This window comes from Methylobrevis pamukkalensis (genome assembly GCF_001720135.1).
Taxonomy (GTDB): domain Bacteria; phylum Pseudomonadota; class Alphaproteobacteria; order Rhizobiales; family Pleomorphomonadaceae; genus Methylobrevis; species Methylobrevis pamukkalensis.
Genome location: NZ_MCRJ01000215.1, coordinates 1 through 2,713 on the forward strand (window position 1 = coordinate 1; position 2,713 = coordinate 2,713).

Consider the following 2,713-nt stretch of genomic DNA (forward strand, 5'->3'; position numbering starts at 1 on the left):
AGGTCGGCCCGCTGTCCGCCGTCGGCAGGCGCCCGTCCGCCGCCGCCGCGGAATAGGGAGCCCGGCTGCGGCCGGCTTCCCAAGTCATGTGCATCGGCCTCATGGCCGCTGAGGATCCGGCCGTCGGCACCCCCGGCGGCCGGCAAGGGAAGGCCGCATCGTGCGGAGGGCTGCACGGACGGACCGCGACCAACGACGCCGCCGCACGCACGGCGGACGCGACCAACCAGAGGGACTGACGATGAGACATCTGACGACGGCGGCGGGGCTCGTCGCCCTGCTCTTCTCCTCGACGGCGCTTTCCGCCGAAACGCTGGGTCCGGTCACCGACGACATCGGCGTCGTCAGGATCGCCAAGGGCGATCCGATCCTGATCGGCGGCTATTCCTCCCAGTCGGGCGCCGACACCAACCAGGGCATCGACGAACTGCGCGGCGCCGAGCTGGCGATTGCCGACGAGGGCGACGTGCTCGGCTTCGACGTGAAGCTGCTCGGCGAGGACGCCCAGTGCACCGCCGAGGGCGGCCAGACCGCGGCCACCAAGATCGCCGCAACAAGGACATCGTGGCGGTGATCGGCCCGACCTGCTCGTCGGGCGCCCGCGCCGGCGCGCCGATCCTGTGGAATGCCGGCATGGCGAGCGTCGCCTTCGGCGCGACCGCCCCGGCGCTCACCGCCGCCGACCGCCCGGACGGCTTCAAGGGTTTTTTGCGCGTCGTGCCGAATGATCTGCTGGGAGCGGCCTTTGTTGCCAAATACGTCAGCGAAGAGCTCGGCGTGAAGACGGTGGCGACCATCCACGACGGCAGCCCCTACACCGAACAGCTGGTGAAGGCCTCGAGAAGAGCATGGGCGAGCTTGGCGGCACGGTGGTGGCGAGCGAGGCGATCTCGCCGACCGACACCGACCTGCGTCCGGTGCTGACCCGGATCTCGACCAGGAAGCCGGAGCTGATCTTCACCCCCGTCTTCACCTCCTCGGTCGGCTTCCTCCTGCGCCAGAAGGGCGAGATCCCGGATCTGGCGAACACGAAGGTGATCGGCGGCGAGGGCGTGTTCTCGGCCAACGTGATCGAGGCCTCCGGGCCGAGCATCGTCGGCTTCAGCATCGTCGGCCCGTCGACCGATCTCTTCTCCGACCGCTTCCCGGTGTTCGTCGAGGCCTTCCGCGAGGAATATGGCGAGGCGCCGATCGGCGGGTTCAGCGCCTATGGCTATGATTCCATGCTGCTGACGCTGAAGGCGATCGAGGCGGTGGGCAAGACCGACGAGGAGGGCAACCTCTATGTCGGCCGCAAGGCCCTGCATGACGCGATGATGGCGACGAAGGACCTGCCGGGCCTGACCGGATCGCTGTCCTGCGACCAGTATGGCGACTGCAGCGCCGCCACCTACGCGATCTGGGAGTTCGTCAGCGACGATCCGTCGACCTTCGCACCCGGCGAAAACCCCAAGCGCGCCTACCCATGAACGCGATCGCCATCGCCTCCGCCGCCCGCGGCCGGTTCTCGGACTGGCGCCGCCGGTCGATCTGGGTCGACCATCTGATGCTGGCCATCCGCATCGCGGTGGCGGCGCTGGTGATCTGGGGACTTGCCGGCGGCCTTGCCGCCGGCACCTACTCGGCCGCCAATTTCGTGTCCTTCGCGATCTTCGGCCTGACCATCGGCAGCGTCTACGCGCTGATCGCGCTCGGCTACACGATGGTCTACGGCATCCTGCGCATGATCAACTTCGCCCATGGCGACGTGATGATGATCGGATCCTTCGCCGGCCTGTTCGCGGCGGGCGCGCTCAACGACGCGGGCCTCACCGCCGACGCGCCGCTGATCGCCCTGCCGCTGGTGCTGGCCGCCGGCATGGCGGGCGGGGCGGCGGTGTCGGTGGCGATCGAGAAGATCGCCTACCGGCCGTTCCTGCATGTGCGCTCGCTGGCGCCGCTGATCTGCGCGATCGGCCTGTCCTTCATCCTGCAATACGGCGCGCGCGGCCTGTTCGGCACCCGCAACCGCGCCTATCCGGGCTTCGGCTGGATGGAGGGCACGGTCACGATCCTCGGCATGACGATCCCGATCCCGCAGGTGGTCGCCTTCGGCTCGGCGGTGGTCGTGCTCGCCGGCCTGCTGGCGCTGGTGCGCTACACCGCGCTCGGCAAGGCGATGCGCGCGGTCTCCGAAGACCGCGACGCCGCCGCCCTCGTCGGCATCGACGTCGGGCGCACCATCGTCTTCACCTTCGCCATCGGCGGGGCGATGGCCGGTGTCGCGGGGGTGCTCTACGCGCTCGTCTTCAAGCAGATCACCGTGTTCATGGGCTTCTTCCTCGGCATCAAGGGCTTTGCGGCGGCGATCCTCGGCGGCATCGGCAACCTTGCCGGCGCCATGCTCGGCGGCCTGGTGCTCGGGCTTGCCGAGGCGATGGGGCCGGCGCTGCTGCTGGAAGGCTTCGGCCTGCCCGCGCCCTACCAGCTGAAGGACGTGATCGGCTACGGCATGCTCGTGCTGATCCTGATCTTCCGGCCGCAGGGCCTGCTCGGCGAACGCTCGCGGCAAAGAGGGCCTGACGCCATGTCCTCCTTCGACATCGTCACCTCCTCCTTCCGCCTCGGCGGGCCCCGGCGCGGCGCCGCGAACGAGGCGCTGCGCGGCGGCCTGCTGGCCGGCCTCGGGGCCGTGGGCTTCGCGCTGATCGGCGCCTATGTGGCGATGGACAAG

4 protein-coding genes are annotated in these 2,713 nt (G+C 69.6%); all 4 read left to right on the forward strand.

Going from position 1 to position 2,713, the window contains the following annotated elements; translation table 11 throughout:
• Positions 1-241: 241 nt before the first annotated feature.
• Positions 242-574: a hypothetical protein gene (locus A6302_RS24990; RefSeq protein WP_245294174.1), complete on the forward strand. Its 333-nt coding sequence runs from the start codon at positions 242-244 to the stop codon at positions 572-574.
• A complete protein-coding gene (locus A6302_RS25930; RefSeq protein ID WP_342586319.1) occupies positions 565-924 on the forward strand; it encodes a type 1 periplasmic-binding domain-containing protein in 360 nt (119 codons plus the stop codon). The genes A6302_RS24990 and A6302_RS25930 overlap by 10 nt, the downstream gene beginning before the upstream one ends.
• On the forward strand, positions 849-1,469 hold the full coding sequence (locus tag A6302_RS19905; RefSeq protein ID WP_342586320.1) for an ABC transporter substrate-binding protein: 621 nt from the start codon (positions 849-851) through the stop codon (positions 1,467-1,469). Before A6302_RS25930 ends, A6302_RS19905 begins: the two co-directional genes overlap by 76 nt.
• Positions 1,466-2,713, forward strand: a 1,248-nt coding sequence (locus A6302_RS19910) for a branched-chain amino acid ABC transporter permease (protein WP_083255933.1), incomplete at its 3' end; no start/stop codon positions are given. The genes A6302_RS19905 and A6302_RS19910, both read left to right, overlap by 4 nt.